Source organism: Pseudomonas sp. sp1636 (assembly GCF_030376615.1).
Taxonomy (GTDB): Bacteria; Pseudomonadota; Gammaproteobacteria; order Pseudomonadales; family Pseudomonadaceae; genus Aquipseudomonas.
Genome location: NZ_JARRAB010000009.1, coordinates 83,546 through 109,228, shown reverse-complemented (window position 1 = coordinate 109,228; position 25,683 = coordinate 83,546). Strand labels below are relative to the sequence as shown.

General features: G+C 63.1%; 26 protein-coding genes and 2 tRNA genes. 16 read left to right on the top strand and 12 right to left on the bottom strand.

The features are described 5' to 3' along the window. The first annotated feature begins 96 nt into the window (after nucleotides 1-96). Nucleotides 97-489, top strand: coding sequence for a hypothetical protein (locus tag P8H27_RS11060; RefSeq protein ID WP_289637489.1), 393 nt, complete (start codon nucleotides 97-99; stop codon nucleotides 487-489). A gap of 50 nt (nucleotides 490-539) precedes the next feature. On the opposite strand, the gene P8H27_RS20565 is transcribed toward P8H27_RS11060, so the two are convergent. Both P8H27_RS20565 and P8H27_RS11050 read right to left on the bottom strand, forming a co-directional pair. Continuing rightward, nucleotides 540-764, bottom strand: a complete 225-nt coding sequence (locus P8H27_RS20565; RefSeq protein ID WP_308446822.1) for a hypothetical protein — start codon at nucleotides 762-764, stop codon at nucleotides 540-542. Nucleotides 765-921: 157 nt separating this feature from the next. After that, a complete protein-coding gene (locus P8H27_RS11050; protein WP_289637487.1) occupies nucleotides 922-2,142 on the bottom strand; it encodes a virulence factor BrkB family protein in 1,221 nt (406 codons plus the stop codon). 122 nt (nucleotides 2,143-2,264) lie between these two features. On the opposite strand from P8H27_RS11050, the gene arsC reads away from it, so the two are divergent. The 3 genes from arsC to P8H27_RS11035 are packed head-to-tail and all read left to right on the top strand — an operon-like array spanning nucleotide 2,265 to nucleotide 3,620. Further along, nucleotides 2,265-2,618 (top strand): arsenate reductase (glutaredoxin), encoded by a 354-nt coding sequence (gene arsC, locus P8H27_RS11045; protein WP_289637485.1) that lies wholly within the window; start codon nucleotides 2,265-2,267, stop codon nucleotides 2,616-2,618. Further along, nucleotides 2,615-3,220 (top strand): NAD(P)H:quinone oxidoreductase, encoded by a 606-nt coding sequence (wrbA, locus tag P8H27_RS11040; RefSeq protein ID WP_289637483.1) that lies wholly within the window; start codon nucleotides 2,615-2,617, stop codon nucleotides 3,218-3,220. Before arsC ends, wrbA begins: the two co-directional genes overlap by 4 nt. Beyond that, complete coding sequence (locus P8H27_RS11035) at nucleotides 3,213-3,620, top strand: DUF2069 domain-containing protein (protein WP_289637482.1); 408 nt, start codon at nucleotides 3,213-3,215, stop codon at nucleotides 3,618-3,620. The genes wrbA and P8H27_RS11035 overlap by 8 nt, the downstream gene beginning before the upstream one ends. 74 nt (nucleotides 3,621-3,694) lie before the next feature. On the opposite strand, the gene hda is transcribed toward P8H27_RS11035, so the two are convergent. The 3 genes from hda to P8H27_RS11020 form a co-directional block, all read right to left on the bottom strand. Then, entirely contained in the window at nucleotides 3,695-4,399 is a 705-nt protein-coding gene (hda, locus tag P8H27_RS11030; RefSeq protein ID WP_289637479.1) for a DnaA regulatory inactivator Hda, read from the bottom strand. Then, complete coding sequence (locus tag P8H27_RS11025) at nucleotides 4,396-5,487, bottom strand: AI-2E family transporter (RefSeq protein ID WP_289637478.1); 1,092 nt, start codon at nucleotides 5,485-5,487, stop codon at nucleotides 4,396-4,398. Before P8H27_RS11025 ends, hda begins: the two co-directional genes overlap by 4 nt. Nucleotides 5,488-5,623: 136 nt before the next feature. Beyond that, complete coding sequence (locus tag P8H27_RS11020; RefSeq protein WP_289637477.1) at nucleotides 5,624-6,658, bottom strand: DUF2066 domain-containing protein; 1,035 nt, start codon at nucleotides 6,656-6,658, stop codon at nucleotides 5,624-5,626. Nucleotides 6,659-6,857: 199 nt separating this feature from the next. Here P8H27_RS11020 and purM point away from each other — a divergent pair, with 199 nt between their 5' ends. From purM to P8H27_RS11005, 3 genes are read left to right on the top strand one after another with little or no spacing between them, the layout of a single operon-like run. Further along, nucleotides 6,858-7,916: a phosphoribosylformylglycinamidine cyclo-ligase gene (gene purM / locus P8H27_RS11015; protein WP_289637476.1), complete on the top strand. Its 1,059-nt coding sequence runs from the start codon at nucleotides 6,858-6,860 to the stop codon at nucleotides 7,914-7,916. Next, on the top strand, nucleotides 7,916-8,581 hold the full coding sequence (gene purN / locus P8H27_RS11010) for a phosphoribosylglycinamide formyltransferase (RefSeq protein WP_289637474.1): 666 nt from the start codon (nucleotides 7,916-7,918) through the stop codon (nucleotides 8,579-8,581). The genes purM and purN overlap by 1 nt, the downstream gene beginning before the upstream one ends. An 8-nt stretch (nucleotides 8,582-8,589) precedes the next feature. Continuing rightward, on the top strand, nucleotides 8,590-9,306 hold the full coding sequence (locus tag P8H27_RS11005) for a DUF3108 domain-containing protein (protein ID WP_289637473.1): 717 nt from the start codon (nucleotides 8,590-8,592) through the stop codon (nucleotides 9,304-9,306). A 266-nt stretch (nucleotides 9,307-9,572) separates the two neighbouring features. Here P8H27_RS11005 and P8H27_RS11000 read toward each other — a convergent pair whose 3' ends face one another. From P8H27_RS11000 to cysM, 5 genes are all read right to left on the bottom strand, one after another. Further along, on the bottom strand, nucleotides 9,573-10,112 hold the full coding sequence (locus P8H27_RS11000) for a DUF2058 domain-containing protein (protein WP_289637471.1): 540 nt from the start codon (nucleotides 10,110-10,112) through the stop codon (nucleotides 9,573-9,575). Nucleotides 10,113-10,361: 249 nt separating this feature from the next. Continuing rightward, nucleotides 10,362-11,195, bottom strand: a complete 834-nt coding sequence (mazG, locus tag P8H27_RS10995) for a nucleoside triphosphate pyrophosphohydrolase (RefSeq protein ID WP_289637469.1) — start codon at nucleotides 11,193-11,195, stop codon at nucleotides 10,362-10,364. Nucleotides 11,196-11,405: 210 nt separating this feature from the next. Continuing rightward, nucleotides 11,406-13,649 (bottom strand): GTP diphosphokinase, encoded by a 2,244-nt coding sequence (relA, locus tag P8H27_RS10990; RefSeq protein ID WP_289637468.1) that lies wholly within the window; start codon nucleotides 13,647-13,649, stop codon nucleotides 11,406-11,408. Between the two features lie 183 nt (nucleotides 13,650-13,832). Continuing rightward, nucleotides 13,833-15,185, bottom strand: coding sequence for a 23S rRNA (uracil(1939)-C(5))-methyltransferase RlmD (gene rlmD / locus P8H27_RS10985; protein WP_289637467.1), 1,353 nt, complete (start codon nucleotides 15,183-15,185; stop codon nucleotides 13,833-13,835). After that, nucleotides 15,185-16,090, bottom strand: coding sequence for a cysteine synthase CysM (gene cysM, locus P8H27_RS10980; RefSeq protein ID WP_289637465.1), 906 nt, complete (start codon nucleotides 16,088-16,090; stop codon nucleotides 15,185-15,187). The genes rlmD and cysM overlap by 1 nt, the downstream gene beginning before the upstream one ends. A 187-nt stretch (nucleotides 16,091-16,277) precedes the next feature. On the opposite strand from cysM, the gene P8H27_RS10975 reads away from it, so the two are divergent. From P8H27_RS10975 to P8H27_RS10960, 4 genes are read left to right on the top strand one after another with little or no spacing between them, the layout of a single operon-like run. After that, nucleotides 16,278-19,031, top strand: a complete 2,754-nt coding sequence (locus P8H27_RS10975; protein WP_289637464.1) for a response regulator — start codon at nucleotides 16,278-16,280, stop codon at nucleotides 19,029-19,031. Nucleotides 19,032-19,039: 8 nt separating this feature from the next. Further along, on the top strand, nucleotides 19,040-20,035 hold the full coding sequence (locus tag P8H27_RS10970) for a 2-hydroxyacid dehydrogenase (protein ID WP_289637463.1): 996 nt from the start codon (nucleotides 19,040-19,042) through the stop codon (nucleotides 20,033-20,035). 27 nt (nucleotides 20,036-20,062) lie between these two features. Next, complete coding sequence (locus P8H27_RS10965) at nucleotides 20,063-20,500, top strand: hypothetical protein (RefSeq protein ID WP_289637461.1); 438 nt, start codon at nucleotides 20,063-20,065, stop codon at nucleotides 20,498-20,500. Further along, on the top strand, nucleotides 20,497-20,901 hold the full coding sequence (locus P8H27_RS10960; RefSeq protein ID WP_289637460.1) for an META domain-containing protein: 405 nt from the start codon (nucleotides 20,497-20,499) through the stop codon (nucleotides 20,899-20,901). The genes P8H27_RS10965 and P8H27_RS10960 overlap by 4 nt, the downstream gene beginning before the upstream one ends. Before the next feature lie 97 nt (nucleotides 20,902-20,998). On the opposite strand, the gene dinB is transcribed toward P8H27_RS10960, so the two are convergent. After that, entirely contained in the window at nucleotides 20,999-22,060 is a 1,062-nt protein-coding gene (gene dinB / locus P8H27_RS10955) for a DNA polymerase IV (RefSeq protein ID WP_289637458.1), read from the bottom strand. A 27-nt stretch (nucleotides 22,061-22,087) separates the two neighbouring features. Continuing rightward, nucleotides 22,088-22,297, bottom strand: coding sequence for a hypothetical protein (locus P8H27_RS10950; protein WP_289637457.1), 210 nt, complete (start codon nucleotides 22,295-22,297; stop codon nucleotides 22,088-22,090). Between the two features lie 260 nt (nucleotides 22,298-22,557). On the opposite strand from P8H27_RS10950, the gene P8H27_RS10945 reads away from it, so the two are divergent. The 5 genes from P8H27_RS10945 (at nucleotide 22,558) to P8H27_RS10925 (ending at nucleotide 25,515) form a co-directional block, all read left to right on the top strand. Continuing rightward, a tRNA-Met gene (locus tag P8H27_RS10945) sits at nucleotides 22,558-22,634 on the top strand. Between the two features lie 125 nt (nucleotides 22,635-22,759). Then, a tRNA-Met gene (locus P8H27_RS10940) sits at nucleotides 22,760-22,836 on the top strand. Between the two features lie 134 nt (nucleotides 22,837-22,970). Further along, complete coding sequence (locus tag P8H27_RS10935) at nucleotides 22,971-23,519, top strand: cytochrome b (protein ID WP_289637456.1); 549 nt, start codon at nucleotides 22,971-22,973, stop codon at nucleotides 23,517-23,519. Nucleotides 23,520-23,745: 226 nt separating this feature from the next. Continuing rightward, nucleotides 23,746-25,068: a 30S ribosomal protein S12 methylthiotransferase RimO gene (rimO, locus tag P8H27_RS10930; protein ID WP_289637454.1), complete on the top strand. Its 1,323-nt coding sequence runs from the start codon at nucleotides 23,746-23,748 to the stop codon at nucleotides 25,066-25,068. A gap of 84 nt (nucleotides 25,069-25,152) precedes the next feature. Continuing rightward, entirely contained in the window at nucleotides 25,153-25,515 is a 363-nt protein-coding gene (locus P8H27_RS10925) for a DCC1-like thiol-disulfide oxidoreductase family protein (protein WP_289637452.1), read from the top strand. Nucleotides 25,516-25,683: the final 168 nt, after the last annotated feature.

Here is a 25,683-nt window from a genome sequence, read left to right as displayed (position 1 = left end):
GCGTCGGCCGAACGCACAGTTTGATCGAGACAGCCCCACTTATAATTCTTTGCGCATCGTGTTGATACGATCCGTTATAAGCCTGGGAACAGCATAATGACCAACGCCCACGACAAACTGATCGGCCCTGCGCCGTCGCGCATCGTCGATGCTGCACGGCTACTGGTCACGCCCTACGAAGGGCGTGTAGCCGAATACAACATCGCCACCTGGCTACAACTGCCGGGGCTGGCCAACCTGCCGGTATCTCTGCTGGTCAGCTACCGTGATGGCGACAAACGTCGCGAAGTCAGCGTGGATCACGGCAAAGTCAGCTCGCACAACAAGATCCTGCTGTCCGGCGTCGCCCGACTCCCGGTCAAACAGAAGATCGAAGACATGCAGATACGCCTGCGCTCTGCGGTGCCGGCGACAAGCCTGGTGGTCGAAGAGCTGTTCATCCAGGCGGTCGAACCGACCCGGCAAGACAGCCGCCAAGCCTCCGCCTGAGCCTGCCGAGCGCTGACCAAGCCCGTACCAGGCGCGGGTTTGTGTTGATTTCAAATGCCGACTTGCGCCGCGCACTCTGGCTGCTCTGGCTGCTCTGGCTGCTCTGTTAGCGGTTCTGCTTGCGGCTTGGGCAAATGGGGCACCAGCGATTCGGGCCAGCTTGCAAAATGCAACCCGGTGATTCGGTTCAGCCGCTCCAGCGCCTCTTTTGGATCGCGCTGGTGAAGGTGGATCACCGCGCCATTAGTCGCCACGCTAAAACGTTCAGTGGTCATGGAACGCCTTCAACCTCCATCAATCCCGGCAACCTGATTGCAATCTGCCATAACATTGCCAGAAGCGTGCCAGCCTCCTTTTGCCCCACCGGGAGGGCTGCCATTGCCAATGGCCGTCAGCGGGCATCGGCGCCATGCCGCAAACTGACGTTTTTTGTCACTCGGCCACAGGATTCAGCCAGTTCGCCAAACTGCCATCGAACACTACTGCCTGCTCCTCGTACAGCCGCTCCAACGCATCGCGCAGCGCTGGATACCAGGGCTCATCGAGCTGCTCCGGCAACTGGCTGAGCTGTGGCAATGGCCATGGGCAACGGCTCAATAGCTGTTGCAAGCTGTAATGATCGAGATCACGGCTCAGCAGCCAAGCCCCCGCACTGGTCGGCGCCACCAGTTGTTGCTGCTCAAGAAACTCGAGCACCTCCTCCCACTCATGCTCCGGCAACTGCCAGCCCTGGCGCTGCACGTCGCGATGGCGCACGGCCAGGCCTGACTGTTGATGCGCATGGAACACCCGCAAGATCCCCATCACCACCAACAAGCGCGGTATGGCACGCTTGCGCCACTGATGTGACGAGCCCAGATTGCAGACCAATTCGGCACCAAACAACACGATCAACCAGGACAAGTAAATCCACAGAAGAAACAACGGCACCGTGGCAAAGGCACCGTAAATCAACTGATAGCCCGGGAACTGTTGCACATAAAGCCCGAACAAGGCTTTAGCCACCTCGAACAGCACGGCGGTGAACAACCCACCCAACAGGGCATACGACAATGGCACTCGTGCATTGGGAACCGTGACATAGAGCAGGGTGAAGGCCGCCACACTGAACAGCAACGGGGCGAAACCCAGCAAGGTTTTCGCGCCAATCAGCGCATCGGGCCCAGAGATCAGCGACAGCGAAGCGATATAGGTACTGATCGCGAAGCCGGCGCCGAGCAGAATCGGCCCCAGACTCAAAATGGCCCAATACAGCAGAAAACTCGAGACGCCCCGGCGCGGCTGACGCACCCGCCAGATGGTATTGAAGGCTTTTTCAATGGTTACCAGCATCAGGAAGGCGGTAACCGCTAGCACGACCACGCCGATCCAGGTCAGCTGGCGGGCCTGGGTCGTGAAATTGCGCAGGTATTGCTGCACCAGCTCACCGGCCGAGGGCACGAAATTACGAAAAATAAAGGTCTGGATTTGCTCGCCCGTACCCTGAAATGCCGGCACGGCAGAGAGCATGGCAAAGGTCACGGTCATCATCGGCACCACCGCAAACAGCGTGGTGTAGGTCAACGCGGCGGCATTGTTGGCGCCGCGATCGGCAAGAAAGCGCTGCAGCAGAAAGCGCCAGAATTCCAGCCAATCATTGAAACGCTGACGCATGCCTTCTCCTTAGCGACTAGTCAACCGGCCCCCATTGCAGACCACAAACACACCGCCCTGTTCAGGCTAGGACGCCGACGCGGTTAGAATAGCCGCCACCTGACACCAGATGCGACCCGCACATGACCGATTTGACGTTCTACCACAACCCGCGCTGCTCGAAATCCCGTGGTGCCCTGCAACTGCTCGAAGCGCGCGGCCTGACGCCGACCATCGTGCGCTACCTGGAAGCTCCGCCCAGCGCGGCCCAATTACGCGACCTGCTCGACAAACTCGGGGTCGGCGCCCGCCAGCTGTTACGCAGCGGCGAAGACGAATACCGCACCCTGAATCTGGCCGACCCCGGCCTGAGCGAGGCGCAATTGATCGAAGCCATGGTGGCCCATCCAAAACTGATCGAGCGGCCAATCCTGGTCGCCGGCAATAAAGCGGCGATTGGCCGGCCGCCGGAGAAAATCCTGGAAATCCTGCCGTGAGTGCGCCCTATATTCTGGTGCTGTATTACAGCCGCCACGGCGCCACCGCCGAGATGGCCCGACAGATTGCCCGCGGCGTGGAAATGGCCGGCCTGGAGGCGCGCCTGCGCACAGTACCGGCGGTGTCCAGCGAGTGCGAAGCCGTCGCCCCGGCGATTCCAGCCGAAGGTGCGCTGTACGTCAGCCTCGACGACCTGAAAAACTGCGCGGGCCTGGCACTGGGCAGTCCGACCCGCTTCGGCAACATGGCGGCACCGCTGAAATACTTCCTCGACGGCACCAGCAGCCTGTGGCTGACCGGCGGCCTGGTCGGCAAACCGGCCGGGGTCTTCACCTCCACCGCCAGCCTGCACGGCGGCCAGGAAACCACCCTGCTGTCGATGATGCTGCCGCTGTTGCACCACGGCATGCTGATTACCGGCCTGCCCTACAGCGAGTCCGCGCTGCTGGAGACCCGCGGCGGCGGCACGCCTTACGGCCCCAGTCACCACGCTGGCGCCGACGGCAAGCGAGCGCTCGACGAACATGAAATCGCCCTCTGTCGGGTACTTGGCCAGCGTCTGGCGCAGACTGCATCGAAACTGGAGACAGCCCGTGGCTAAAACCGCAAAACCCCTGCCACCGCTCGCCTGGCTCAAGCCGCGCCTGGCCGTCAGTCGCGCCCTCAGCCTGCTGAGTTTCCTGGCTTTGGCCGTGTTGCTGTTGGTATGGAACCTGCTGTTCGCCGAAATACCGGACAAACTGCTCTGGATAATCCTGGCCTTCCAACTGGCGCCTTTGCTGCTGCTCGCCCCCGGTCTGATTCTCGGCCACGCCCGCGCCCATGCCTGGGCCTGTTTCGTGGTCAACCTGTACTTCATCCAGGGCGTTTTGGCCGCATTCGACCCCTCTAAAGCACTGTTCGGCTGGCTGCTCGCCGTGCTCAGTTTCGGCCTGTTTTGCGGTGCCCTGATGTACACCCGCTGGCGCTTCCAGTACGACCGCAAGCTGGCCGGAGAATAACCGCCCCTGCGCCTAAACCAGCGTCGAAATTTAACCTTGAAGCGGCGCGAGCGAAGAGCAGGCAAGGCGAATGTTCACCAACCCAGGGTTTCTTTGAGGAAGGGAATGGTCAGCTTGCGCTGGGCTTGCAGGGAGGCCTGATCCAGGCGTTCGAGCAACTCGAACAGCGCACTCATGCTGCGCTCGCCGCGGGTCAGGATAAAACGGCCGACTTCATCGCTGAGGTGCAGGCCGCGGCGCGAAGCGCGCAGCTGCAGGGCGCGCAACTTGTCTTCATCGGACAGCGACTGCAGCTGAAACACCAGCGCCAAGGTCAGGCGCGACTGCAGGTCGGCAAGCTTTACTGGTAGCTCGCGTGGAGAGCTACTGGCGGCCAGGAGCAAACGCCGGCCGCTATCGCGCAAGCGGTTGAACAGGTGAAACAGGGCTTCCTCCCAATCGCTCCGCCCGGCCACGGCATCCAGATCATCGAGGCAGACCAGTTCGCACTGCTCCAGGTTATCCAGCATGGTCGGGCCGTACTCGACCAGCTCGGCCAGCGGCAGATACACCGCCGGCTCACCGCGCTGCTCGAAACGCAGGCAAGCCGCCTGGAGCAGATGGCTACGGCCCACTCCCGCGCTGCCCCAGAGGTAAATCAGACTTTCCGTCCAGCCAGCATCCGCCTCGCACAGGCACTCGACATAGCCGAGCGCCGCAGCATTAGCGCCGGGGTAGTAGTTGGCAAAGGTGGCGTCATCACGCAGGCGCACGCCCAAGGGCAGTTGAATGGGTTTCATGCAGGGCTGATCGGCTCGTCGGAAGCGCTGGGGGGCTCCCCATAAAGAGCAGAAAGTTTATAGAAATCATGTGTATGGCGCATTAAAACCATAATCACCGCAGCCACCGGCAGGGCCAGGAGCACGCCGGTGAAACCGAACAGCTGGCCGCCGGCCATGATCGCGAAGATCACCGCCACCGGATGCAGGCCGATGCGGTCGCCGACCAGCCAGGGGGTCAGCAGCATACCTTCGAGCAGTTGGCCCACGGTGAACACGCCAGCAATTGCCAGCAGCGGATAGACATCGCCACCGAACTGGAACAGGCCCGCGGTCAATGCCGCGCCGAGCCCCACCACCACGCCCAGATAGGGCACGATGCTGGCCAGGCCTGCCAACAAACCGATCAACAACCCCAGCTCCAGGCCGATCAGCATCAAGCCGACGGCGTACATCAGCCCCAACGCCAGCATCACCAGCAACTGCCCGCGCAGGAAGGCGCCGAGTACTTCGTGACATTCGCCGACCAGTTTCACCACCAGACCTTCGCGGTGGCGCGGCAACAAGCCACGCAACCTGGCGACCAGCAGATCCCAATCGCGCAGCAGATAGAAGCTGACCACCGGGATCAGCAGCAGATTGACCAGCCAAGCCAGCAGAGCCAGACCCGAGGCTGTGGCTTGCGACAACAGCATGCCGAGGATGTCGCCGGTTTTGCCCAGATGTTCGGAGAACGCCGCCTTGAGCTGGTCGAAACGCCAGAAGCCGTCGCCCAGCCCCAGCGTGGCCTGTACCCAGGGCAGCGCCTGGTGCTGCGCCCAGTCGAGCATTTGCGGCGCCAGTTCGTAGAGGCGCAGCAGTTGCTTGCCCAGCAGCGGCACCAGCACCAGCAGCAAAATCGCCAGGATCAGGCTGAACAGGGCGAATACCACCACCACGCCCCAGGTGCGCGAGAGCTTGCCGCGTTCGAGGCGATCGACCAGCGGATCGCCCAGGTAAGCCAGCAGCACGCCGATCAGGAACGGCGAGAGAATCGGTTGCAACGAATACAGCAGCCAGCCGAGCAGGAGCAGCCCAGCTATCCATAGCCAGCGACGTGAATCGATCATGCCCAGCCCTCGATTGGTTCAACTAAACAGCCTGCAGGCCCGCATCCGAAAGCCTGGCGGCGCAACCCACAAACTAAAGTCCCGCGCACTATTCGGCGGCAGGTTTCAAGCGGGCTTACCCAGCCACCCGCGCAGTCTACCAGCGAAAACGCAGCACATCGTCCCGCTGTAGTAGCCGGGGCGCGGGCTCGCCGCTCGGCGCCTGGCTGGCATCAACCGGCGGGGCTTCGGCCGTCACCTCCTGCAAATGCACCAGCGCCAACTGGGCGCGCAACTGCTCGGCATTGGCATTGACGCGATAGATCAGGCGATCACCCTCGACCTTGTGCAACTGCGCAGCCAGGGGCTCGAGAATGCGCTGCAGCTCGGCATAGCGCGCCAGATCGGCCCCCTGCACTTCCAGGGTCAGGCTGGTCGCCGCGCCAGGGGCCACCACGTAGCGCGGCGCCAGCCGCTCACTGACCATCAACAACACGGCATCCGCCAATGTCGCTTCATCGGCGCCCTGAACCTTGCCTTGCTCGCGTGCATCGCCCAACCACAGACGCCATTGGGCCTGCCACCGACCGTTATCTTCGCGCGCCTGCACCACCAGCAGGGCATCGGCGGCATAACGCTGGGACGCCGCACGCAGCACCTCCGGCTCGGCCGCCCCAAGGTTCTCGGACGTCGCCTGCAATTGTTCGTTCAAATCGGCAATCGGCAAGCGCAGCGGCAGACCACGATGCTGCGCCGCCTGACGCAACGGCTCGGCGCCGCTCTGACCATCGCCGACCAGGTTCGAACCATCGCTGGCATCGTTCAGCCACCAGGTCAGAATCGCCGGACGATTGGCTCCCCACAGCGACAACCCGGCCTGACGCAGGCTGCGGTCGGTGCTGACGGGATCGAAATCAACCAGCAAGTCGTCCTCGGCATAGCCGTACTGGCTGATGATTTGCTGCGGATCCTGGCGCAGCTCGGCCAACGCCGGGTTGTTTAGCGCCTCGCGGTCACCGGTCAGGCGCAGCACCAGGGTCTGCAGGGCGCGACCCAGGGCCGCGTCACGTTCCTCCGGCTGCTGGCTGGCGACCGGTTCGCGCACCTGATACAGATCGCTCACCAGCGCCGCCTCGCTGGACAGGCTGAACAGTGGCAAGCTGAGGATTAATAGACGAGCGATCAGGCGCATGGATGGGTTCTCGACAGACGGAAGGTGGCGTGCGGGCCGCGGCACAAGCCTTATACCTTAAACAGCCGCCCGTGCCCCGGCAACCACCGCACGGCGCGGGTGGCCGCTGCCCGGCAAGCCTGATAAAATCGCGCGCCTTCGCAGACCGACCGCCGCAGCGCCGGTGCACATCCGAACTCCCCTTTAAAGGCCTGGATCTATGAGCAAGCAACCCTCCATCAGCTACAAGGACGCAGGTGTAGACATCGACGCAGGCGAAGCCCTGGTCGAGCGCATCAAAAGCGTGGCCAAACGCACCGCGCGTCCGGAAGTCATGGGTGGCCTGGGCGGCTTCGGCGCCCTCTGCGAGATCCCGGCCGGTTACAAACAACCGGTGCTGGTGTCCGGCACCGACGGCGTCGGCACCAAACTGCGCCTGGCGCTGAACCTCAACCGACACGACAGCATCGGCCAGGACCTGGTCGCCATGTGCGTCAACGACCTGGTGGTGTGTGGCGCCGAGCCGCTGTTCTTCCTCGACTACTACGCCACCGGCAAGCTCGACGTCGACGTGGCCGCCACCGTGGTCACCGGCATCGGTGCCGGTTGCGAGCTGGCCGGCTGCTCGTTGGTCGGCGGCGAAACCGCCGAAATGCCGGGCATGTACGAAGGCGAAGACTACGACCTGGCCGGCTTCTGCGTCGGCGTGGTGGAAAAGGCCGAGATCATCGACGGCTCCAGGGTCGCCAGCGGCGACGCCTTGATCGCCCTGCCGTCCTCCGGCCCGCACTCCAACGGCTACTCGCTGATCCGCAAGATCATCGAAGTCGCCGGCGCCGATATCGAAACCATCCAGCTCGACGGCACGCCGCTGACCGACCTGCTGATGGCGCCGACGCGCATCTACGTCAAACCGCTGCTCAAGCTGATCAAGGACACCGGCGCGGTCAAGGCCATGGCCCACATCACTGGCGGCGGCCTGCTCGACAACATCCCGCGGGTGCTGCCGGACGGCGCCCAGGCCGTGGTCGACGTGGCCAGCTGGACGCGCCCGGCGGTATTCGACTGGTTGCAGGAACAAGGCAATGTCGACGAAACCGAGATGCACCGCGTACTCAACTGCGGCGTCGGCATGGTCATCTGCGTGGCCCAGGATCAGGTCGAGCTCACCCTCAAGACCCTGCGCGATGCCGGCGAGCAGCCATGGTTGATCGGCCAGATCGCCAGCGCCGCCGCAGGCGCCGAGCGGGTCGTCCTGAACAACCTGAAGCGCCATTGATGCCGACCGCCTGCAATGTAGTGGTGCTGATCTCAGGCTCCGGCAGCAACCTGCAGGCGCTGATCGACAGCAGCCAAGCGGGCGCTGGCTCTTCCAAGAGCAGCCCGGTGCGCATTCGCGCGGTGATTTCCAACCGCGCCGATGCCTATGGCCTGGAACGGGCCAAGGCCGCCGGCATCGACACCTGCGTACTCGACCACAAAGCCTTTGCCGGCCGCGAAGCCTTCGATGCGGCGCTGATCGAGGCCATCGACGCCTTCGAACCGCAACTGGTGGTGCTGGCCGGCTTCATGCGCATCCTCAGCAGCGACTTCGTCCGCCACTACGGCGGACGCCTGCTGAATATCCACCCCTCGTTGCTGCCCAAGTACAAAGGCTTGCACACCCACCAACGGGCACTGCAAGCGGGCGACCGCGAGCATGGCTGCAGCGTGCACTTCGTCACCGAGGAACTCGACGGCGGCCCTCTGGTCGTACAAGCCGTGATCCCGGTTAAGCCGCAGGATTCGCTGGACAGCCTGGCGCAACGGGTGCACGAGCAGGAGCATCTGATCTATCCGTTGGCCGTACGCTGGTTCGCCGAAGACCGCTTGCGCCTTGCCGAGCAAGGCGCAATGCTGGATGGCCAGCCACTGCCGAGCACCGGCCACCTGATCCGCCCCTAGGAGATACCATGCGTCGCGCCTTACTGTTCGCCCTTGCCCTATTCAGCCTGCCGGCCCTGGCCAGCGAGTTGAAGCCGTTCTCCGCCAGTTACACCGCCGACTGGAAGCAACTGCCGGTCAGTGGCTCCGCCGAACGCAGCCTGCAAGCCCTGGACGACGGTCGTTGGGAACTCAGTTTCGAAGCCTCCATGCTGGTCGCCGGGCTCAGCGAGAAAAGCACCTTTCGCATCGACAAAGGCGCCTTTTTGCCACTGACCTACCGTTTCCAACGCAACGGCCTGGGCAAGGGCAAGGTGATCGAGCAGGACTTCGACTGGGACGCAAAGCACGTGACCGGCAGCGACCGTGGCAACCCGCTGCGCGTTCCGCTCAATCGCGGCCTACAGGACAAGTCGACGTACCAGATAGTCCTGCAACATGACGCCGCCTCCGGCAAGAAGAGCATGAGCTATCAGGTGATCGACGGCGACGAGATCGAAACCTATGACTTCCGTGTGCTCGGCGAAGAAAGTGTGCGCACCAAGGCGGGCCTGATCGATGCCATCAAGGTCGAGCGCGTACGCGACCCGACCCAGAGCAAGCGCAAGACCATCCTCTGGTTCGCCAAGGACTGGGGCTACCTGCTGGTACGCCTGCATCAGGTGGAGAAGGACGGCAAGGAATACCAGATCATGCTCAAAGAGGGCACGGTCGACGGCAAACCGGTCGAAGGTCGCCGCGAGTGATGTCCAGACACTAGAAACAGAGAAGCCGGGCAATGCCCGGCTTTTTCATGCACCGGAAACTAGATCCTATGCCTAGGCGCCAGCCTCTGCGGACGTAGGAGCGGGCCATGCCCGCGATGCTTTTATTGCGGGCGCGCTATCGCGGGCATGGGCTAGGCGCCCCGCCGCTGCTACGAAATGCCCGGAGACCAAATACGGATGCAATCCGGAAGCGATGCCTGGCGTTAAGCCGTCCCCGGATTTCATCCGGGCTTACACCGCTTGGCTTACCACATCAGATCATCCGGCACCTGGTAGGCGGCGTACGGATCGTCGGCATCCGGGGCTTCGGTCGGGGTATTGAGCAAGATCACCCGCAGCGGATCACGCTCCTGAATCTTCAGTGCGGCCTCACGCGGAATCACTTCATAACCGCCGCCGCTGCGCACGATGGCCAGCGAGCCGCTGCTGAGCTTGTCGCGCATCAGCTTGTTCACCGACAGACGCTTGACCTTCTTGTCGTCGACGAAATTGTAGTAATCCTCGGTGGTCAACTTGGGCAGCCGGGACACTTCGATCAATTGCTTGATCTGCGCGGCTCGGGCCTTCTGCTCGACCTTTGCCTGTTGCTGACGATTGAGTTCCTGATCGCGCGCGGCCTTCTCGGCCATGGCCTGCTGGGCGGCGAGCTTTTGCGACTCGTCTTTCTCGACCTGCCCCTTATGCTGCAGACGCTGCTGCTTCTGCTTCTCTTTGCCGACCTGCTTGGCCTGCTTCTCGTTGACCAGCCCGGCTTTGAGCAGCTGGTCGCGTAGTGAAAGAGCCATAACGTTCCTATTCAAAAAAATCAGTGGCAGCAACTTCTATCCACGTAGGTCTTGTTGCCATTTCTATTGATGTAGTAACAACCGCCCTTTGGCCCCTGAATCAAGGACGCTCCCTGTGGGCCGCAAGAACCGGCGACTGCATAGCCAACCGGGAGCATCGTCGCAGCACCGATAACCAGCAGCGCTCCGAGCACGCCCGGCCAAAGGCCGCGGTTAATCCGCCTAAGCAAGCTCATTGCAATCCTCTGCCTAACCATCCGAGGGCTGTTGCTTTTCCAGCTTCTTGGCTTCGCCCCAGAGCGCGTCCAATTCTTCCAGGGCGCAATCTTCCATGGCTCGGCCCACTTCACGCAATGCTTGCTCGATAAAACGAAAGCGCTGCTCGAACTTGCCGTTGGCGGCACGCAGCGCCGATTCCGGATCGACCTTGAGGTGTCGCGCCAGGTTGGTCACCACGAACAGCAGGTCGCCAACCTCCTCGGCTATCGCCTGCGGGTCATTCTCGCTCATGGCCTCGAGCACTTCATCCAGCTCTTCGCGCACCTTGTCCACCACCGGCAAGGCGGCGGGCCAGTCGAAACCGACCTGGGCGGCGCGCTTCTGCAATTTGACCGCCCGGGTCAGGGCCGGCAAGGCATTGGGCACATCGTCAAGCAACGACAACTGCTCGGGCGTGGCGGCCTTCTCGGCGCGCTCTTCGGCCTTGAGCTCTTCCCAGCGCTGCTTGACCGCCGCCTCTTGCAAGCGGCCCACATCGGGGACGCCATACAGGTCGCCATCGACGAACACATGGGGATGGCGGCGAATCAGCTTGCGGGTGATGCCGTCGACCACCTCGGCGAACTCGAAGCGCCCTTCTTCGCGCGCCAGCTGGCTGTAATACACCACTTGGAACAACAGGTCGCCCAACTCCCCCGGCAAATGCTCGAAGTCGCCGCGCTCGATGGCGTCGGCCACTTCGTAGGCCTCTTCGATGGTGTAAGGCACGATGCTCGCGTAGGACTGTTTCAAGTCCCACGGGCAGCCATGCTGCGGGTCGCGCAGACGGGCCATCAGGTGCAGCAGGTCGTCGAGTTGATACATGGAAAATCCTTGGTAAACGTAGCCCGGATGCAATCCGGGAATGCTCTAACACAATTCCCCGGATTTCATCCGGGCTACGGCTATAACAGTCACCTGAGCGTCGCGAGCGAATAGCTGGCTAGGCGAAGGCCTACCGAAAAAGCGGAGTTGGCTCTAGCCAATGAGCATTTTTCAGTAGGCCTTCAACAACGCCAGATAGAGCGCAGCAGCTCAGGAAGCGCGGTGGCGGCGGGCCTCGATGATATTGGGCAACTGCGAGATGCGCCCGAGCAAGCGGCCCAGGGCATCCAGCCCGGGGATCTCGACGGTGATCGACATCGACGCGGTGTTGTCTTCCTTGTTCGAGTGGGTATTGACCGCCAGCACGTTGAGTTTCTCGTTGAGCAGCACCTGGGTCACGTCGCGCAGCAGGCCGGAACGGTCGTAGGCGCGAATGATGATGTCCACCGGGTAGGTCTGCACCGGCACCGGCCCCCAGTTGACCTGGATGATCCGCTCCGGCTCGCGGCCGGCCAGTTGCAGTACCGCGGCACAATCCTGACGGTGGATACTGACCCCGCGGCCGAGGGTGATGTAGCCGACGATCGGGTCGCCCGGCAACGGCTTGCAACAGCCGGCCATCTGCGTCAGCAGGTTGCCGACCCCCTGGATCTGGATATCGCCGCGCTTGCCTGGTTTGAAGCCCGTGGCCTTACGCGGGATCAGCTCGAGCTGCTCGCTGCCGCGCTCCGGCTCGACCAGTTGCTGCGCCAGGTTGACCAGGTGGGCCAGGCGCAGATCGCCGGCGCCGAGGCTGGCGAACAGGTCTTCGGCATTTTTCAGGTTGGCCTTCTCGGCCAGCTTCTCGAAATCCACATGGGGCAGCGCCAGGCGTCCCAGCTCGCGTTCGAGCATGGCTTTGCCGGCGGCGACGTTCTGGTCGCGATCCTGCAGCTTGAACCAGTGGACGATCTTGGCTCGCGCCCGCGAGGTGGTGACATAACCCAGGTTGGAGTTCAGCCAGTCACGACTTGGCGTGCCGTGCTTGCTGGTAATGATCTCCACCTGCTCACCGGTTTGCAGGCTATAGCTGAGCGGCACGATGCGCCCATTGATCTTCGCGCCCCGGCAGTTGTGCCCGATCTCGGTGTGCACCCGGTAGGCGAAGTCCAGCGGCGTGGCGCCTTTGGGCAGGTCGATGGCGTGACCATCGGGGGTGAACACATAGACCCGATCCGGTTCGATATCGACGCGCAGCTGCTCGGCCAGGCCGCCGATATCGCCCAGTTCCTCGTGCCACTCGAGCACCTGACGCAGCCAGGAAATCTTCTCTTCGTAATGATTAGAACCGGACTTGACGTCGGTGCCCTTGTAACGCCAATGCGCGCAGACGCCCAGCTCGGCTTCCTCGTGCATGGTCTGGGTGCGGATCTGTACCTCCAGCACCTTGCCGCCTGGCCCCAATACCGCGGTGTGCAGCGAGCGGTAGCCGTTTTCCTTGGGGTTGGCGATGTAGTCGTCGAACTCCTTGGGAATGTGCCGCCAGAGGGTGTGCACGATACCCAACGCGGTGTAGCAATCGCGCATCTCCGGCACCAGCACGCGTACCGCGCGCACGTCATAGATCTCACTGAACTGCAGACCCTTTTTCTGCATCTTCCGCCAGATCGAATAAATGTGCTTGGCTCGCCCACTGATGTCGGCCTTGACTCCGGTGGCTTCCAGCTCCAGACGCAGGTGGCCCATCACGTCATTGATGTATTGCTCGCGATCCAGCCGGCGTTCGTGCAGCAGCTTGGCGATCTGCTTGTACTGCTCGGGTTCCAGGTAGCGGAAGGACAGGTCTTCCAGCTCCCACTTGATATGGCCGATACCCAGGCGGTGCGCCAGGGGCGCATAGATGTCGAAGACTTCGCGGGCCACCCGCTGACGCTTTTCGTCGTCGGCATGCTTGACCGCGCGGATCGCACAGGTGCGCTCGGCCAGCTTGATCAGCGCCACGCGCACGTCATCGACCATGGCCACCAGCATCTTGCGCAGGTTTTCCACCTGGGCCTGGGAGCCGAGCACCAAGGAGTCGCGCGGGTTGAGGCTGGCACTGATCGCCGCCATGCGCAGCACGCCGTCGACCAGTTTGCTCACCACCGAACCGAAGCGCTGTTCCACTGCGGCCAGGGTCACCTTGCCCTCGCGCACACCACGGTAGATGACGGCGGCGACCAGCGAGTCCTGGTCGAGTTTGAGGTCGGCGAGAATCTCCGCGATCTCCAGGCCGGCGCGGAAGCTGGAGGCGCCTTCCGACCACAGATTCTGTGCCGCGTTGGCCTGCTGCTCGGCCTCGCGGGCGAACTCGCAGGCGTCGAATAACGCATCGTGATCGAGCGCCGGGTCGACGCTGAGCACATGGGCCAGCCAGGCCTCGAGATTGATGCTGCCGTCATCGTTGATCGGCTGGTGCGCTCTAACCTGAACCATCTTGCTTACCTTCCCTAGGGTGCGCGCCACGCACACCGAACAGTCGCCGGACTTCTTCGACCCGGTCGGTTTAACCACTTAAGGCACAATCCTTATGCACCCCTGCACAGCATAGATAAGGCCTGATGGTTACCAAACCAAGCGGCTCGGCTTGCCGTTCGTCCCTACCTGCGTTCTTTCAGCCTACGGCCTAACAAACAGTGCCATGGCCTCGACATGCGCCGTTTGCGGAAACATATCGAGGATACCGGCCTTTGCCAGCCGATAACCTTGCGCCAGCAACTCGACACTGTCACGCGCCAGCGTGGCCGGATTGCACGACACATAGACCAGACGCTTGGCACCCAGGGTGCCGATCTGCCTGACCACCTGCAACGCACCGTCACGCGGCGGATCGAGTAGCACCGCGGCAAAACCGCCTTGCGCCCAGCCGGTTTCGGTCAGCGGGTTCGACAAGTCTGCCCGGAAAAAGTGCAGGTTGCCGATGCCGTTGCTCGCCGCATTGTGCGCCGCCCGCTCGACCATCGCCTGCACCCCTTCCACCGCCACCACTTCACGAGTACGCCGCGCCAGCGGCAAAGCAAAATTGCCCAGGCCGCAGAACAGATCCAGCACCCGCTCATCGGCCTGCGGCGCCAGCCAGTCCAGCGCCTGGGCGACCATCGCGGCGTTGACCTGGGCATTGACCTGGACAAAATCGCCGGGCCGATAAGCCAACTGCACATCCCATGCATCCAGGCGGTAACTCAGCGCATGGGCCGGATCGTAAGGTTGCGGTTCACCGATGCCATGCAGCCAGAGTTGCGCAGCATGGGCCACGCAGAACGCCTGCAAGCGAGCCAGATCGGTCTCGCCCAAGGCCGAGGTATGACGCACCAATACAGCGCTGGCACTGCCATGAAACAACTCGACATGACCGATGGCCTGGGGGGGTTCCAGCGCCCGCAAGAGCGCCGGCAACGCGCGCAGAATCGGTTGCAAGGGCTGTACCAGAACCGGGCAATCGCTGATGGCCACGATGTCCTGACTGGCCGCGGCGCGAAAGCCGACGTCCAAGCGCTTGTGTTTGACGTCCCAGCGCACGGCGATGCGTGCGCGGCGGCGGTAGCCGAACTCCGGCCCGACCAAAGGCGGCGCCCACTCATCCGGCTGCAAGTCGCCCAGGCGGCTGAACTGTTCGCTGAGCATGCGCTGTTTCAGGGCCAACTGATCGGCATGCGCCAGGTGCTGGACACTGCAACCGCCGCAGGTGCGCGCATGGGCACAAGGCTCCAAGCGGCGTTCGGGACTGGCGCTGAGAATCCGCTCGCTGCGTGCCTCGACCACCTGACTGCGCGCAGCCAGAACCCGGGCTTCGACCTGCTCGCCGGGCAAGGCGCCGCTGACGAACCAGGTGCGCCCCTCGAGAAAGGCAATGCCGCGACCATCGTTGGCCAAACGTTCGATGACCAGCTTCTGCTTCTTGCCGACCGGGATTGGCGCCGCCCGCACGCCACCACTGGGCTGGAAGCGCAAGCCGCTGGTATTCTTGGCCATCAGAGCTCCGGCGTGTCGTACACGCCCGTCGACAGATAGCGGTCGCCGCGATCGCAGATGATCGCCACCATCACCGCGTTTTCCACTTCGGCCGACAGGCGCAGCATCGCCGCCACCGCCCCGCCGGAGGACACCCCGCAGAAGATGCCTTCTTCACGGGCCAGACGCCGCATCACATCCTCGGCTTCGCGCTGGGCCATGTCGATGATCCGGTCGACACGGCTGGCCTGGTAGATCTTCGGCAGATACTCCTCGGGCCAGCGGCGGATGCCGGGAATGCTCGCGCCTTCCATCGGCTGCAAGCCGACGATCTGCACCTGCGAATTCTGCTCCTTGAGGTAGCGCGACACCCCCATGATCGTCCCGGTGGTGCCCATGGAACTGATGAAGTGGGTGATCTGGCCCTGGGTCTGGCGCCAGATTTCCGGGCCGGTGCCCAGATAATGCGCCTCGGGGTTGTCGCCATTGGCGAACTGATCGAGCACCTTGCCGCGCCCCCCGCGCTCCAGACTGTCCGCCAGATCGCGCGCACCCTCCATGCCCTCCTCGCGCGACACCAGCACCAACTCGGCACCGTAGGCGGTCATCGCCGCCTTGCGCTCGGCGGTGGAGTTGTCCGGCATGATCAGGATCATCTTGTACCCCTTGATCGCCGCGGCCATCGCCAGGGCAATACCGGTGTTACCGGAGGTGGCCTCGATCAGGGTATCGCCGGGCTGGATGTCGCCGCGCAACTCGGCCCGGGTAATCATCGACAACGCCGGCCGATCCTTCACCGAACCCGCCGGATTGTTGCCTTCCAGCTTCAACAGCAAGGTATTGGAAGTAGTGCCGGGCAGGCGCTGCAGGCGCACCAGCGGAGTGTTGCCGACGCAATCGGCGATAGTAGGGTAGTGCAAGGTCATGGCGTCGATCAGATCCAGGTAGCTGGAAAGGCCCCCTATGATAGCGGCAAACGGGCTGCGGCCATAACAGCCGATGGCGCACCTTGTTGCAGCATGCTGCCAGGACGACGCCCCCTATTGTTCGGTCAAGGCCAGCCGCTACACTGCCAGCCTGAGTTCAGCCAACAGCCAACGAGGAAGGAAGTCCGTGTTCAAGGATCTAGGCATCAAAGGCCGCGTGCTCATGCTCACCCTACTGCCCACCAGCCTGTTGGCGCTGGTGCTGGGCGGCTACTTCACCTGGGTGCAACTGTCCGACTTGCAGGCGCAACTGCTGCAACGCGGGCAAATGATCGCAGAGCAACTGGCGCCGCTGGCCGCACCGGCCCTGCAGCGCCATGATGCGAACCTGCTGCAACGCATTGCCACGCAGGCGCTGGAGCAGCCGGACGTAAGAGCCGTCAGCTTCCTCGATAGCGAGCGCGCGCACCTGGCCCATGCCGGCCCGAGCATGCTCGAGCAGCCGTCAAGCAGCGACGAGAAACAACCGCTACGGCGCAGCAGCCAGGATGCCACGCGCTTTCTCCTGCCGGTGCTGGCACAACACCTAAGCCTCACCGGCGAGCCGCTGGCGCAGCCCGACAGCGACCTGCTCGGCTGGGTCGAATTGGAGCTGTCCCACCACGGCACCCTGCTCAAGGGCTACCGCAGCCTGCTTGCCAGCCTGTTGTTGATCGGCACCGGACTGATCGTCACCGCCCTGCTCGCCCTGCGCATGAGTCGCAGCATCAACGGGCCCTTGCGGCTGATCAAATACAGCGTCGCGCAGCTCAAGGACGGCAACCTGCAAACCCGCCTGCCCCCCCTCGGCAGCCATGAACTGGACGAACTGGCCTCGGGCATCAACCGCATGGCCGAGTCCCTGCAGAACGCCCAGGAAGAGTTGCAGCACAGCGTTGATCAGGCCACCGAAGACGTACGGCAGAACCTGGAGACCATCGAGATCCAGAACATCGAGCTGGACTTCGCCCGCAGGGAGGCCCTGGAGGCCAGTCGGATCAAATCCGAATTTCTCGCCAATATGAGCCACGAAATCCGCACCCCGCTCAACGGCATTCTCGGCTTCACCAACTTGCTGCAGAAAAGCGAGCTGACCCCACGCCAGCAGGATTACCTCGGCACCATCGAAAAATCCGCCGACAGCCTGCTCGGGATCATCAACGAGGTGCTCGACTTCTCCAAGATCGAGGCCGGCAAACTGATCCTGGAAAGCATCCCGTTCAACCTGCGCGACCTGCTGCAAGACACCCTGACCATTCTCGCCCCGGTCGCCCATGAAAAGCGCCTGGAGCTACTCAGCCTGGTTTACCGCGACACGCCGCTGACCCTGGTGGGCGACCCGCTGCGGCTCAAACAGATACTCACCAACCTGGTGAGCAATGCGATCAAGTTCACCCGTGAAGGCAGCATCGTCATGCGCGCGATGCTCGAAGACGAGAGCGCCGACCGCGCACAACTGCGCATCAGCGTGCGCGACACCGGCATCGGCCTGTCCAACGAAGACCTGCGCGGACTGTTCCAGGTCTTCAGCCAGGCCGACAACTCGCTGTCGCGCCAGGCCGGCGGCACCGGCCTCGGCCTGGTGATTTCCAAACGCCTGATCGAGCAGATGGGCGGCGAGATCGGCGTCGACAGCACGCCTGGCGAAGGCTCCGAGTTCTGGATCAGCCTGAGCCTGCCGAAAACCCGGGATGATGCCGAAGACCTGCCCCGCCCACCGCTGCTCGGCCGCCGTGTAGCCATCCTGGAAAGCCATGAGCTGTCACGCCAGGCCTTGCAACATCAACTGGAGGACTGCGGCTTGCTGGTCAGCGCCTTCGACAACCTCGACAACCTGCTCGAAACGGTCGCCAGCACTCGCCACAGCCCCCAGCCGATCAACATCGCCGTGCTCGGCGTCACCGCCCAGCACCTGCCGCCGGAGCGCCTTGGCCAGTGCATCTGGGAGCTTGAGCGCCTCGCCTGCAAGACGGTGGTGCTCTGCCCGACTACCGAACAGGCGCTCTATCACGACATCTTGCCCGATGCGCACAGCCAACTGCAGGCCAAGCCGGCCTGCACACGCAAACTGCAGCACGCGCTGGCCGAACTGCTCAGCCCACGCCAAGCACGCACGAAAACCAGCCCGCTCACCTCCAGCCGCCCACCGCGGGTGCTCTGCGTCGACGACAACCCGGCCAATCTGCTCCTGGTACAAACCCTGCTGGACGACATGGGCGCCCAGGTCAGCACGGCCAACAGCGGCTACGAAGCCCTGGAAAAAGCCCAGCAGGAAAGCTTCGAGCTGATCCTCATGGACGTGCAGATGCCCGGCATGGACGGCCGCCAAACCACCGAGGCGATTCGCCAGCATGAAAGCGAGCACAACCTCCCGCCCGTGCCGATAGTCGCCCTGACCGCCCATGCCCTGGCCAACGAAAAACGCGCCCTGCTGCAAAGCGGTCTGGATGACTACCTGACCAAACCCATCAGCGAGCGACAACTGGCCCAGGTAGTGCTCAAATGGGCCGGCCTGGCGCTGCGCAACCAAGGCCCAGAGCGAGCCGACGAAAGCGCCAACACCGCTCGCGCCCTGCGCGTCCTGGACGCGGAAGAAGGCCTGCGCCTGGCCGCTGGCAAAGCCGACCTGGCCACCGACATGCTGAGCATGCTGCTGACTGGACTGCCGGCGGATCGCCAGGCTATCCGCCAGGCCCGCGAGGCGGGCGAACGCAATGCCCTGATCGAACGCGTACACCGCCTGCACGGCGCCACCCGTTATTGCGGCGTGCCGCAACTGCGGGCCGCCTGTCAGCGCAGCGAAACCCTGCTGAAACAGAATGACCCTGCCGCGGCCAGCGCCCTGGATCTGCTCGATGCCGCGATCGAACGGCTGGCCAAAGAGGCCCAGATCAGTGCTTAGGAGCCAGAATGCAGATTATCTTTTTCAGCAGCAAACCCTACGACAGTGACAGCTTTAACGCCGCCGGCGCCCCCGCCGACTACCAGCTGCACTTCCAGCAGGCGCGCCTGACCGTCGACAGCGCCACCCTGGCGGCAGGCCATGACGTGGTCTGCGCCTTTATCAATGACCAGCTCTCGGCACCGGTGCTGGAATGCCTGGCCAAGGGCGGCACACGCCTGATCGCCCTGCGTTCGGCCGGTTACAACCATATCGACCTCAAGGCAGCGCAGCGGCTTGGCCTGTGCGTGGTACGGGTGCCCGCCTATTCACCGCACGCGGTGGCCGAACATGCGGTGGCGTTGATCCTGGCGCTCAACCGGCGCATTCACCGCGCCTTCAACCGCACCCGCGAAGGCGACTTTTCCCTGCACGGCTTGACCGGCTTCGACCTGCACGGCAAACCCATTGGCATCATCGGCGGCGGCCAGATCGGCCTGGCCTTCGCACGGATCATGGCTGGCTTTGGCTGCCGCGTGCTGGTGTTCGACCCGCGCGCCCTGACCGGTCTTAATGAGCTGGGGGCCAAGCAGGTGCCACTGGCGCAACTGCTGGCCGACAGCGACATCATCAGCCTGCATTGCCCGCTGACCGAGAGCAGCCGCCATTTGATCAACGCCCAGAGCCTGCAGCAGATGAAGCCCGGGGTCATGCTGATCAACACCGGGCGCGGCGCCCTGATCGATACCCCGGCGCTGATTGGCGCGCTGAAAAGCGGCCAACTCGGCTATCTGGGGCTGGATGTTTACGAGGAAGAAGCCGAGCTGTTCTTCGAGGACTGCTCCGACCTGCCGCTGCAGGACGACGTATTGGCGCGCCTGCTGAGCTTTCCCAACGTCATCGTCACCGCCCACCAGGCCTTCCTCACCCAGGAAGCACTGGCCGCTATCGCCCGCACCACCCTGGACAACATCGCCGCCTGGGCCGCCGGCACACCGAGCAATCGGGTGCAGGCCGGCGCGTGATAGCATTTGCGCTGACTTGGAGGAACCATGGCCGAACACGACTTTCGCTACAACCTGCTCAACCCTGAGCACACCCTGACCGAATGCCGCGCCCTGGCGCCGGGCCGCTACCAGGTCACCGGCAACGGCGGCTCGATGCACAGCGGCGACAGCCTGCTGGTCACCCTCAAAGGCAGCCGCGAGTTGAGCATGCGCCTGGAGGTCGAGAAGGTGCGCCACCTGATCAACCCGCCCGGGCAATGGGTGGCAGTCGCCAAAGGCCCGGTTTTCGGCGAATTGGCGATATTCAAGTGGCAGGTCAAATGCGACGACTGCGGCGCACAACTCGACTTCGAGTTCGCCGTCGATGCCGCGCTGGGCAAGAAAGCCCAGGCACCGGCAGCCGCAGCCCGAATCAACGAGCTAGGCTGGCGCAGCCAGAACGGCCGCCAGCAGTGCCCGCAATGCCGAAAGGACGCCCCATGAAACGCGCCCTCGCCCTCGGCCTGCTAAGCGCCAGTCTGCTCGGCTGCGCCAACGCACCACTGCAACTTGAGCCCGAGCGCACCTATCGAGTGGAATGGATCGGCGAACGCCCGCTGATCGACCGCAGCCACCTGACCATTACCTTCGGCGCGGACGGCCGCGCCTACGGCAACGCCGGCTGCAACCACTGGTTCGCCAGCTACCAGTTGGACGGTGAGCGCCTCAGCTTCGCCGCCGCCGGCAGCACCCGAAAAGTCTGCGCCCCGGCGCTGATGGAACAAGAAGCGCGCTTCCTCGACAGCCTGGGCAAGCTGCAACGCTGGGATGTCTCGCCGATCGAGCAACTGCGTCTGTGGCCAGCACAAGGCAAACCGCTGCGCTTGTGGCCGGAACAAGGCTGAGAGGCTGTAAAAAGCCTCTCGCCGCCAAGCGCCCGCTGCAGCGTTGCGCTACGTATGCCGCATGAAGCATGGGCGGATCTGCATCCGCGGCGCGACCTCAACGGGCAAACAACTCCAACTGCTCATGCCGCCCACGCAGATCGTGCAGGCGCACGCCGACCCCCAACAAGCGCACCGCCTTGTTGCCGCGCGCGAAGGCGGCGCTCAGCAGCAGCTTGTAACTGTCCAGGTCACGCCGCGCACCGGCCTGTTCCAGGGTGGTCTGGGTAAAGTCGTGGAACTTGATCTTGACGAAGGGCTTGTCCGGCCGATAACTGGCATCCAGCCGTGCCATGCGGGTCGCCAACTCGTCCAGCAACTGCGGCAGTTGCGCCAGGCAAGCCGATAGATTCGGCAGATCCTGATCGTAAGTGGTTTCCACGCTGACCGTTTGCCGGCGACTGTCGGTCTGCACTGCACGCTCGTCGATGCCGCGAGCCAACCCCCAGAGGCGCTCACCGAAACTGCCGAACTCTTTCACCAGACCCAGCTTGTTCCACTCGCGCAACTCGGCGCAGGTGTGAATGCCGCGCCGCGCCAGCTTGTCGGCGGTCACCTTGCCGACCCCGTGCAATTTACTCACCGGCAAGACCGCCACGAACGCCTCGACCCGATCCGGGGTGATCACGAACAAGCCGTTGGGTTTTTGCCAGTCGCTGGCAATTTTGGCCAGAAACTTGTTCGGTGCCACACCCGCCGAAACGGTGATGTGCAACTCCTGCGAAACCCGCCGACGAATGTCCTGGGCAATACGCGTGGCGCTGCCGGCAAAGTGCGGGCTGTGCGAAACGTCCAGATAGGCTTCATCCAGCGACAACGGCTCGATCAGCTCGGTGTATTCGCGCAAGATCGCCTGAATCTCGTGCGAAACCGCCTTATAGGCATCCATCCGCGGCTTGACGATCAGCAACTCCGGGCACAGCTTCAGCGCATGCCCGGAGGCCATCGCCGAGCGCACCCCATAGGCGCGGGCCTCGTAATTGCAAGTGGCGATCACCCCGCGCCGATCGGCAGCGCCCCCCACCGCCAACGGCTTGCCGGCCAGGCTCGGGTCGTCACGCATCTCGATGGCGGCATAGAAGCAATCGCAGTCAACGTGGATGATTTTTCTGACACTCATAGTTCGCAGTCGTCAATTCAGCAGCCGCTACTGCGCAGCATTGACCGTTGGCGCCGGCTCGACCGCCTCGGATCCGGACTCTTTGTTCATATAAGCCTGGATCACCAGGATGACGATCAGCATGAAGGCCGCCAGCGGCAGCAATTTCATCTTCTTCGGCACTGCGGCGCCGCAGGCCGGGCAGGTCGTGGCTTGGCTCGGTAGCGGCGTACCGCAGGCTTTACACTCGAGTCTCATCGTCATTCTCCATCTGAATAACCGCCGACTCTAGCCCAACAGCGCGTTGATGGGCTACGCCAGCGATCATCGGCCGGCGCCAGGCACCACAGAACAGACCGATCCGGCCCCCACTCGCCCAATGTCAGGCCCGGCCACGCCACGACTGACCGAACCTGACACCAGGGTCAAGCCCCAGCACAACGCTAAGCACCTGAACAAACAATAGTTTTCCTCAAGACAAGAGTTGACAGCCGTTTTTTTGGCGTTAGAATTGTCGGCGCGGGATGGAGCAGTCTGGTAGCTCGTCGGGCTCATAACCCGAAGGTCGTAGGTTCAAATCCTGCTCCCGCAACCAGTTTTCCGGAAAGGCCACTCAATCGAGTGGCCTTTTTCGTTTGTGCGCTTGCAACACTCATTAAGCCAATTGATTGAAAAGAATAAATCGATTGACAAGAACATGCATTCGGATAGAATTGCCGGCGCGGGATGGAGCAGTCTGGTAGCTCGTCGGGCTCATAACCCGAAGGTCGTAGGTTCAAATCCTGCTCCCGCAACCAGATACTCAAAAAGGCCACTCAATCGAGTGGCCTTTTTGTTTGTGGCTAAAAAAAGGGGCTCTGTTCAGCAACGCTTAAGGTTCGCCCCTTAAGCTGGGCGCGTGTTGAATCAAGCGCACCGGAGCCGCCCCACCATGACCTGGAAAAACACCACCTGCCGTTACGGCAAGCTGCCGATCGGCCTGCACTGGCTGATGCTACTGCTGATTGCTACGGTCTACTTCACCATGGAGTACCGCGGCCTATTCCCCAAAGGCAGTGATGGCCGCGCGCTGATGAAGCAACTGCATTTCATGCTCGGGCTGTCGATCCTGGCGCTGGTCTGGCTGCGCATCCTGACACGGGCAATCGCCCCTACACCCTTGATTCAGCCGGCCCCGCATACAGCGCAGACGAAGCTGGCCAAGCTGATGCACCTGGCGCTCTACCTGCTGATGATCGGCGCCCCACTGCTGGGCTGGCTGCTCCTCAGCGCCGAAGCCAAGCCGATCCCGTTCTTCGGCCTGGAACTGCCAGCACTGCTCGGCAAGGATCATGCCCTCGCCAAGCAATTGGAACACTGGCACGTACGAATCGCCGAAGCCGGCTACTGGCTGATTGGCCTGCATGCGGCAGCCGGGCTGTTTCATCATTACGTACGCCGCGACAACGCCCTGCGGATGATGCTGCCCAGCCGCAAGTAATACCGCCCCCCGGATCGCGCCAGCGGGAGTTCGACGCAGCAGCATCTCGCCGTCCACGCCCCATGCAACAGCGCAGAATTTTTCTGGCGAATCCACTGCCCGTGCCCGCCGAATTGCCGCGCCGGTTCAAGAGTACTGGCCAAGTTTGCGAGCCGCCGCTAGAATTGCGCACTTTTTGATCAGAGGCGCCTCCAGCGCCCATCCTTCAAAGCCTGAGGTTCGCCGCATGTCCACCACCGCCACGCCGAAAGTCGGATTTGTTTCACTCGGGTGCCCGAAGGCCCTGGTCGATTCCGAACGCATCCTGACCCAGTTGCGCATGGAAGGTTATGAGGTCGTGCCGACCTATCAGGACGCCGATGTGGTGGTGGTCAACACCTGCGGCTTCATCGACAGCGCCAAGGCCGAATCGCTGGAAGTGATCGGCGAAGCCATCGCCGAAAACGGCAAGGTCATCGTCACCGGCTGCATGGGCGTGGAAGAAGGCGCGATCCGCAACGTCCACCCCAGCGTGCTGTCGGTGAGCGGCCCGCAACAGTACGAGCAGGTGCTCAACGCCGTGCATGACGTGGTGCCGCCCTCGACCGCGCACAATCCGCTGATCGACCTGGTGCCGCCGCAGGGCATCAAGCTGACTCCGCGCCACTATGCCTACCTGAAGATTTCCGAGGGCTGCAACCATAGCTGCAGCTTCTGCATCATCCCTTCGATGCGCGGCAAGCTGGTCAGCCGCCCGGTCGGCGAGGTGCTCAGCGAGGCCGAGCGCCTGGTCAAGGCCGGGGTCAAGGAGCTGCTGGTAATCAGCCAGGACACCAGCGCCTACGGCGTCGACCTGAAGTACAAGACCGACTTCTGGAACGGCCAGCCGGTGAAAACCCGCATGACCGAGCTCTGCGAGGCGCTGTCGAGCATGGGCGTGTGGGTGCGCCTGCACTACGTCTACCCCTACCCGCACGTCGACGAGCTGATCCCGCTGATGGCCGCCGGCAAGCTGCTGCCCTACCTGGACATCCCCTTCCAGCACGCCAGCCCGAAAGTACTCAAGGCCATGAAGCGCCCGGCTTTCGAAGACAAGACCCTGGCACGGATCAAGGCCTGGCGCGAGATCTGCCCGGAACTGACCATCCGCTCGACCTTTATCGTCGGCTTCCCCGGCGAAACCGAGGAAGACTTCCAGTACCTGCTCGACTGGCTGAGCGAAGCCCAGCTCGACCGCGTCGGCTGCTTCCAGTACTCGCCGGTGGACGGCGCATCGGCCAATTTGCTGGATAACCCGGTGCCGGACGCTATCAAGCAGGAACGCTGGGATCGCTTCATGGCGCATCAACAGGCCATTAGCACCGCACGCCTGCAGTTGAAAGTCGGCAAGGAGCTCGAGGTACTGATCGACGAAGTCGACGACCAGGGCGCCGTCGCCCGCTGCTACGCCGACGCCCCGGAAATCGACGGCAGCGTGTTTATCGCCAGCACCGCGGTCAAACCCGGCGACAAGGTACGTGTACGCATAGTCGACGCCGACGAATATGACATGTGGGCCGAGCTGATCTAAACCAGCGCGCCCTTCGCCGTACTGGCGAGGGGCGCGCGCTTCTCGTCTAAACTGCGGGTACCCTCACGCAAGCAGGCCCAGCCCATGGCCAAGCTCAAGGTTTATTACGACGGCGCCTGCCCGCGCTGCGTGGCCGACCGGCGCCGCTATGAAAAGCTCCGCACGCGCAGCGACGACGACAGCGTGGAGTGGGTGGATATCACCGGCAAGCAAGATCAGCTGCATGCCGCCGGCATCGACCCGTACCTGGCACTGACCGAACTCCACGTCGAAGACGCGCAAGGCCGCATCCACCGCGAGCTGGATGCCTACATCCTGCTGATGTCACGCACCTCCGCCCTGCGCCCACTCGCCTGGCTGCTCGGCCTGCCCGGCCTCAAACCGCTATTGTCCTGGTGCTACCGCCACTGGGTGCTGCGCCGTCTGCGCCGTGAAGGCCGGCTGTAGCAGGCCGTTGCAACATGTGGCGAGCGACGGTTAGGCAGAAATCGGCCGCAAGCTCAGCGTTCACGTAGCGGCGTGTGAGCTGCTCACTACAGGGGCATGACCAGCGCAGCGAGCCTTCAGCCGCCGGGGTCGACAAGACTGGTCTATAATGCGCAGCGTCAATCGAAC